This is a genomic window from Streptomyces sp. CRN 30 (genome assembly GCF_034105845.1).
On the sequence record NZ_JAVRHI010000012.1, the window covers coordinates 22520 to 28779 of the forward strand.

At 73.7% G+C, this 6260-nt stretch carries 7 protein-coding genes; 2 read left to right on the forward strand and 5 right to left on the reverse strand.

The window, feature by feature from the left end; all coding sequences use genetic code 11:
• Positions 1-39: 39 nt before the first annotated feature.
• Positions 40-291, reverse strand: a complete 252-nt coding sequence (locus UW392_RS01390) for a WhiB family transcriptional regulator (RefSeq protein ID WP_320772959.1) — start codon at positions 289-291, stop codon at positions 40-42.
• A 157-nt stretch (positions 292-448) separates the two neighbouring features.
• A complete protein-coding gene (locus UW392_RS01395) occupies positions 449-1366 on the reverse strand; it encodes a LysR family transcriptional regulator ArgP (RefSeq protein ID WP_320772960.1) in 918 nt (305 codons plus the stop codon).
• Between the two features lie 66 nt (positions 1367-1432).
• Between UW392_RS01395 and UW392_RS01400 the strand changes: the two genes are divergently transcribed.
• Together UW392_RS01400 and UW392_RS01405 are read left to right on the forward strand one after the other, a co-directional pair.
• A complete protein-coding gene (locus tag UW392_RS01400; protein ID WP_320772961.1) occupies positions 1433-2050 on the forward strand; it encodes a LysE/ArgO family amino acid transporter in 618 nt (205 codons plus the stop codon).
• A gap of 63 nt (positions 2051-2113) precedes the next feature.
• Entirely contained in the window at positions 2114-3454 is a 1341-nt protein-coding gene (locus tag UW392_RS01405) for an MFS transporter (RefSeq protein ID WP_320772962.1), read from the forward strand.
• 74 nt (positions 3455-3528) lie between these two features.
• Here the strand turns inward: UW392_RS01405 and UW392_RS01410 are convergent, their stop codons facing one another.
• The 3 genes from UW392_RS01410 to UW392_RS01420 form a co-directional block, all read right to left on the reverse strand.
• Complete coding sequence (locus UW392_RS01410; RefSeq protein WP_320772963.1) at positions 3529-3984, reverse strand: cyclic nucleotide-binding domain-containing protein; 456 nt, start codon at positions 3982-3984, stop codon at positions 3529-3531.
• A gap of 297 nt (positions 3985-4281) precedes the next feature.
• On the reverse strand, positions 4282-5760 hold the full coding sequence (locus tag UW392_RS01415; RefSeq protein ID WP_320772964.1) for an ornithine decarboxylase: 1479 nt from the start codon (positions 5758-5760) through the stop codon (positions 4282-4284).
• A 60-nt stretch (positions 5761-5820) separates the two neighbouring features.
• Positions 5821-6042, reverse strand: coding sequence for a hypothetical protein (locus UW392_RS01420; protein ID WP_320772965.1), 222 nt, complete (start codon positions 6040-6042; stop codon positions 5821-5823).
• Between the last annotated feature and the right edge of the window lie 218 nt (positions 6043-6260).

The following is a 6260-nucleotide window of genomic DNA, read 5'->3' on the forward strand; positions in this document are numbered from 1 at the left end:
TTCGCTCAGGGTCGGCTCTCTCGGCGGTCGGTCGGTCCGTCAGCCCGTGCGCCGGCGGGAGGCCAGCCGGCGCTTCAGCGCGCGCCGCTCGTTCTCTCCGGTGCCGCCCCAGACGCCGATCGACTGGCCGGTGTCGAGCGCCCACCGCAGACACTGCTCGCGCACCGGGCACCGGTGGCACACCGCCTTCGCCTGCTCGGTCTGGAGCAGGGCGGGCCCGGAGGTGCCGATCGGGAAGAAGAGGTCGGGGTCCTCGTCGCGGCAGGCCGCGTGCTCACGCCAGTTGTCCATCGAAGTCACCTGCGATCGTCTTGTCGCGCTGGAAGAATGAAGATTCGCTCGCTCACGGGTGACCTGATGACCCCGGGGCGAAACGGGCGAGAGGCCGTGAAGTCGCATCCTGGCCGCGGGGGTTGTGCGGGGAACCGGTGAAGCTACGGTGGAGCGCTCAGTGGCGCAGCGCGCGGGCCGCTCCCTCCGCCACCGCCTCGGCCACCACGGCCAGCGCCGGCGAGTCCAGCTTCCACTGCTGCCAGTACAGCGGTACGTCCACCGTCGTGCCGGGGACCAGCTCGGCCAGCCGCCCGTCCGCCAGCAGCGGTGCGGCCTGCGGCTCGGGGACCAGCCCCCAGCCCAGCCCGGCCGTCACGGCCCCCACGAACGCCTCCGACGCCGGTACGTGGTGCCGGGCAGCGCTCGCCGCGCCGCGCCCGTCGCCCAGCCGGCGCACGAAACCGTCCTGGAGGTCGTCGAGCCGGTCGAAGACCACCACGGGCGCCTCGGCGAGCCGTTCCCCGGGCGGCCCGTCCAGGTACCGGGCGGCGAACTCGGGCGCGGCCACCGGGAGATACCGCATCCGGCCCAGCGGACGCACCGAGCACCCCGGCACCGCGTCCGGCGACGAGGTCACCGCGGCCATCACCGCGCCCTCCCGCAGCAGCGCGGCGGTGTGCGCCTCGTCCTCGCGGCGCAGGTCGAAGCAGAGCGGCGGATCGCGCGGCACGCGGGTGAGGGCGTCGAGGAACCAGGTGGCCAGCGAGTCCGCGTTCACCGCCACCGACACCCGGACCGGCCCGCCCCCGCTCAGCCCCAGCTCCGCGTAGGCGTCCCGCTCCAGCCGCGCGAGCTGCCGGGCGAGCCGCACCAGCACCGCCCCGGACGGCGTGGGCCGCACCGGCTTGGTGCGCAGCAGCAGCACCCGGCCCGTGCGCTGCTCCAGCGCCTTCACCCGCTGGCTCACCGCCGACGGCGTGATGTGCAGCGCCGCCGCCGCGGCGTCGAAGGTCCCCTCGTCCACCACCGTCAGCAGCGTCCGTACCTGGTCCAGGGGCAGCTCACCCGGCGCCACCGCGGCCGTCGTCATCATGAGTGCTAAGGATACGTAAGAATCTTTAGCTGTACCCGAGGAGATCGCCCGCTTAGCGTCGAGACGGTGAACAACGCCCTGACCGCCGCGGCCGCCGGGTTCGGCACCGGCCTCTCGCTCATCGTCGCCATCGGCGCCCAGAACGCCTTCGTCCTCCGGCAGGGCATCCGCCGCGACGCCGTCCTCGCCGTCGTCGGGATCTGCGCCCTGTCGGACGCGGTGCTGATCGCCCTGGGGGTCGGCGGCGTCGGCGCCCTGGTCGTGGCCTGGCCGGGCGCGCTGACCGCCGTCGGCTGGATCGGCGGCGCCTTCCTGCTGGGATACGGCGCGCTGGCCGCCCGCCGGGTGTTCCGGCCGGCCGGAGCGCTGCGCGCGGACGACGGCGCCGCCGCCGGGTCCCGGCGCCGCGCGGTGCTGACCTGTCTGGCGATGACTTGGCTCAATCCGCACGTCTACCTGGACACCGTCTTCCTGCTCGGCTCCGTCGCCGCCGACCGGGGCGCGCTGCGCTGGACCTTCGGCCTGGGCGCGGTGCTGGCGAGCCTCGCCTGGTTCGCCGCGCTGGGGTTCGGTGCCCGGTTCCTCGGCCGGTTCCTCGCCCGGCCCGCGGCCTGGCGGGTCCTGGACGCGCTGGTCGCAGTCACCATGATCGTGATGGGTCTGACGCTCGTCGCCGGGGCCTGAGCCGTCCGTCACACCGTGATCCGTACCGCCCTGTCATAGTGAGGTCCGCAGCTGAAAGATGTAATGACCAACCAGGAACAGCAGGGACGCGTGGACACGAGCGACAGCGACACCGAAGCCCTTCGGGAGGGCGTGGCGAAGGACGCGGCCGGCCGGGATCGGGAGCGGCGGGGTGGCTGGCGCCGCTGGGCGATGGACACCCGCCCGCTGCGCCGCCCCGCCTTCCGTCGGCTGTGGGCCTCCACCATCGTCACGGCCGTCGGCAGCCAGCTGACCGCCGTGGCGGTGCCCAAGCAGATCTACGACATCACCGGTTCCTCCGCCTGGGTCGGCGCGGCCAGCCTCGCCGGGCTCGTGCCGCTGGTCGTGTTCGCGCTGTGGGGCGGCGCGGTCGCCGACAGCATGGACCGCCGCAAGCTGCTGCTGATCACCAACACCGGTATCGCGGTCACGTCGCTGCTGTTCTGGGTGCAGGCCGTCACGGGCCTGGGGTCGGTGGCCGTGCTGATGGTGCTGCTCGCTCTCCAGCAGGCGTTCTGGGGACTGAACTCCCCGGCCCGCAGCGCCTCCATCGCCCGGCTGGTGCCGGAGGACGAACTTCCCGCCGCGAACGCCCTCGGCTCGACCGTCATGCAGACCGGGCAGGTCGTCGGGCCGCTCCTCGCCGGTGTGCTGATACCCGTCATCGGCCTGCCCGAGCTGTACCTGCTCGACGCCGTCGCGCTGTGCGCCACCGTGTGGGCGGTCTACCGGCTGCCGGCCCTGCTGCCGCTCACGGGCTCCGGCAAGCGCCGGGCGGGGCTGCGGGAGATCGTGGACGGCTTCCGCTACATCGCCGGGCACACCGTGCTGCTGCTGTCCTTCGTCGCCGACATCGTCGCCATGGTCTTCGGCATGCCGCGCGCGCTGTTCCCGCAGCTCGCCGCCGAGACGTACGCGCCCTGGGGCGAGGGGCTCGCGCTCGGTCTGCTGTACGCGGCGATCCCCATCGGCGCGGTGGCGGGCGGCCTGTTCTCCGGCACGTTCTCCCGGGCGAAGCGGCACGGCTGGATGGTGATCGGCGCGGTCGTCGCCTGGGGCGCGGCCGTCGCGGGCTCCGGACTCAGCGGCAACCTGTGGCTCGCGGTGGTGTTCCTGGCCGTCGCGGGCGTCGCCGACATGGTCTCGATGGTGTTCCGCGGGGCGATCCTGCTGTCCGCCGCGACGGACGAGATGCGCGGCCGGATGCAGGGCGTCTTCACGGTCGTGGTCGCGGGCGGGCCCCGGCTGGCTGACGTCCTCCACGGCACGGCGGGCTCGGCCGTCGGCCCGCGCGGCGCGGTCGCGGGCGGCGGGCTGCTGGTCGTGGTGGTGATGCTGGGCCTGGCGGCGGCGGTACCGGCACTACGGCGCCACCGCGTGTAGCGCGCGACGGAGAGCCGCCCTCGAGGGCCGGGCGCACTCCGCCCGTTCCGCCCACCGCGGGCCGCCCGTTCCGGTCACAGCGGGCCCCCGCGGTGCAGGGAGTACTGTTCCAGCAGTTTGCCGCGGGTCGATTCCAGGCGGTGGGCGAGGATCTCGGCGACGGAGCGGATCAGGAGGACACCGAGTTCGGTGTCCTCCTCGCACAGCCGCAGCACCTCGCCCGCGTCGAACTCGTAGGCGCGCACCGCGCTGAACGCCTCGGCGCCGAAGTCCCAGCGGTACGGCGGGAAGAGCCAGGACCAGCCGAGCAGGTCGCCCGCGCCGAGGCTCGCCACCGTCACGCTCTGCTGGGACGTGACCTGCTGGGTGAGGGAGACCGCGCCCGAGCGGACCACCCAGAAGCGGTCGGCGGCGCCTCCCGCTTCGAAGATCCGCGTGTCCTCCGGGAACCGCACCTCACGGGCGAGGGCGGTGAGCCGGCCGCGCTGCGGCGGCGGCAGAGCGGTGAGCAGTTTGATCGCTTTGGTCATGACGCGGAACTCCTCGCCGACGGTGCGGTCCGGTGCGTTGCCTCTACTCCATTGGAGCGGCTGAAGCGGCGCCGGGCACCTCGGCGGGCGGCGGAGATTCCGTGACGGCATGAGAAAGCCCTGGCCGGACGGGGGAGGCCGGCCAGGGCCGTAGACGGTGGCGTCGGGGGACCGCGGGGATCGACCCCGTCACCACGTATGAGTGAACGCTAAACCACTTCCGGGTGTTCCGGGAATCCACGAGCGCCCCGCGTGACCGGTCTCACCCGCGCCGTGCCACCCGTCGAGACACGCGTCTCACCTGGTGTTCTCCGCGGCCACTCGCACCGTCTCCAGCGCCGGATCGCTCGGGTCGGGCAGGAACATCCCGGCGTCCAGACCGGTACGGAGGTACCGCAGCACCGGCTCGGTCAGCCGCTCGCCCGGCAGCACGGCCGGGATGCCCGGAGGGTACGGCGTGATCATCTCCGCCGCGATACGGCCGGCCGCCCGGTCCAGCGGGACGTCCTCGGTCGGCCCGAAGAAGGCGTCCCGGGGAAGCCGTACCTGCGCCATCCGCAGCTCGGCCGGTGACGGCACGGCCACCCGCGGGGCGGCGGGCAGCCCCGGGGCGGCGGCCGCGAGAGCCTTCAGCGCCGCCAGCAGCTCACCGGCCGTCTCCCGGTCGTCGCCGTGGGTGATCTGCGCGCCGATCCGCCGGTGGTCCGTCAGATGGGCGATGACGCCACGCTCGGCGCGCAGCCAGTCGGCGGCCCGGTACCCCGAGACGCCGAGCCCCTCGATGTCGATGACCACCGGCAGCGGATCGAAGTCGTCGGCCAGGCCAGGCCCGCAGAAGTCCGCGCGGTCGTTGACGTGCATGCCGTCGATCTCCTCGACGGCGGCGCGCACCTCGGCCGCGAGACCGAGCGCGGCGCCCATGACCTCCTCGCCGCGCAGCGCCATCTGGCGGCGCCAGCCGTCGAGGCCGGCGTAGATCAGCGCCGAGGGGCTGGTGGTGCTGAGCAGGTCGGCCCGCATGCCGAGGAGCTTCGGCTCGACCAGATCACCCTGGAGGTGGAAGACGGAGCCCTGCTCCAGGCCGCTGCCCATCTTGTGGATGCTGGTCACGCAGATGTCGGCGCCCGCGTCCATCGCCCACGACGGCAGGTCCGGGTGGAACGGCAGGTGCGCGCCCCACGCCTCGTCGACGATCAGCGGCAGACCGCGGCGGTGGCAGACCTCGGCCACGGCCCGCAGATCCGCGCCGGCCCCGTACGGCGTCGGGCTGGTGATCAGGGCCCCCCTCGCGTCGGGATGTGCCTCGAAGGCCGCCTCGAACTCCGCCGCCGACGGCGGGTGGGCCAGGTGGAGCCGGGCGTCCCAGCGGGGTTCGACCCAGACCGGCTCGATCCCGGCGAGCACCAGACCCGACACGACCGATTTGTGTGCGTCCCGGCCGATCAGCAGCTTCTCGTGCGGGCCCGCGACCGCGAGCATCGCCGCCTTGACCGACAGGGAGCTGCCGCACGTCGAGAAGAAGGTGTGGTCCGCGTGGACGGCGTCGGCCATCAGCTCCTGGGCGCGCTCCAGCACCCGGTTGCGGGTGAGCCGGTCGTCGAGCCCGCCGATCGCCAGGACGTCACCCAGGAAGACCGCGTCGCCGAGGACCTCGCGGACCTCGGGGTCGGCACCCCGGGCCTGCTTGTGCCCCGGCGGCGTGAACGACAGCCGGCCCTCGCGCCGGTACGCGGCGAGAGCTTCCAGCACGGGTGCGCGCGTGTGATCGATGGCCATGCGTCTGCGGTTTCCCCGCCGGCACCGACCCAACCGGACCGGGCCCCCGCGAGTGTGCCGTCACGTCTGGCCGGGCCGGCGCCCCGGGGTCAGCACCTCGTCCAGTACGCGGAGCACCGCCTCGTACGCCACCGTCCGGACCGCCGCCTCCTGGGCCGCCTCCGGGTCGGTCGGGCGGAGCTCGTCGCGGCGGGTCCGCCACGTGTGCTGTTCCTGGGCGGCGCAGGCCCTCGCCCGGTGCATGCGGCGCAGCAGTTCGTCCGAGTCCACAACATCCGTCATGTGTTCCGCGTACCCCCGGTGCGGCGGACGCATGGCCGTTGGCCCGTAAGGAGGGCCCGAGGTTTGCCGGTGCGGGGAAGGGTCAGCCGACATGGAGCGACATACAAGGCAGCCGTGAGCACGGCGGGCTCCGGCTTGGTTCCACCCACAGGGAGCTGACGGATGTGTGAGACGCCCATGACCCCGTCCGCCGCCGGCCGTACCGGCACCGGGCCGGT

Excerpts from the sequence above, each read along its gene's own strand:
- UW392_RS01405 (WP_320772962.1), top strand. The coding sequence starts at position 2,114 with ATGACCAACCAGGAACAGCAGGGACGCGTGGACACGAGCGACAGCGAC.
- UW392_RS01390 (WP_320772959.1), bottom strand. The coding sequence starts at position 291 with ATGGACAACTGGCGTGAGCACGCGGCCTGCCGCGACGAGGACCCCGAC.
- UW392_RS01395 (WP_320772960.1), bottom strand. The coding sequence starts at position 1,366 with ATGATGACGACGGCCGCGGTGGCGCCGGGTGAGCTGCCCCTGGACCAG.
- UW392_RS01410 (WP_320772963.1), bottom strand. The coding sequence starts at position 3,984 with ATGACCAAAGCGATCAAACTGCTCACCGCTCTGCCGCCGCCGCAGCGC.
- UW392_RS01415 (WP_320772964.1), bottom strand. The coding sequence starts at position 5,760 with ATGGCCATCGATCACACGCGCGCACCCGTGCTGGAAGCTCTCGCCGCG.
- UW392_RS01420 (WP_320772965.1), bottom strand. The coding sequence starts at position 6,042 with ATGACGGATGTTGTGGACTCGGACGAACTGCTGCGCCGCATGCACCGG.